At 64.6% G+C, this 680-nt stretch carries 1 pseudogene; it reads right to left on the minus strand.

The features are described 5' to 3' along the window. Nucleotides 1-680: pseudogene (locus AC6CHP_RS20710) on the minus strand (pyruvate dehydrogenase (acetyl-transferring), homodimeric type); the annotation flags it as partial.

Raw genomic sequence — 680 nt, forward strand, 5'->3', positions numbered from 1 at the left:
GCCGGCGGCGGTGAAGGCTGCCACGGCGCCGGCTTCGTTGATGCCGGGGTGGATCAGCTGGCCCTGGGCGGATTCCTTGTAGGCCAGGACCAGGTCCCGGTCCACGGAGAGGTAGTTCTGGCCCTTGGGGTTGTAGATCTTCGCGGTGGGGAAGAACGCGTCCATGCCGAACGTGCGTGCCTCGTCCGGAATGATCGGGGCGATGTGCTTGCCGAAGTTCTTGTCCCGCATCAGGTCCTTGAGCAGGCGCACGAAGGCCATGGTGGTGGCGGCCTGCTGTTTGCCCGAGCCTCGTTTGGCGACCTCGTAGGACTTGGCCTCGGGCAGGGTGATCTCGGCGTGCTTGGACCGGCGTTCGGGAACGGACCCGCCCAGGGCCGCGCGGCGCTCCATCATGTACTTGATTTCCGGGGCGTCCGTACCGGGGTGGTAGTACGGGGGCTGGTACAGGTCTTTTTCGAGCTGTTCGTCCGTGACGGGGATCCGCAGGTGGTCGCGGAACTTCTTCAGGTCATCCAGGGTGAGTTTCTTCATCTGGTGGGTCGCGTTGCGGCCCTCGAAGTGCGGTCCGAGGCCGTAGCCTTTGACGGTTTTGGCGAGGATGACGGTGGGTTTGCCCTTGAATTCGGTGGCTGCCTTGTACGCGGCGTAGACCTTGCGGTAGTCGTGGCCGCCGCGTT

It is taken from the genome of Pseudarthrobacter sp. GQ63, from assembly GCF_059758765.1.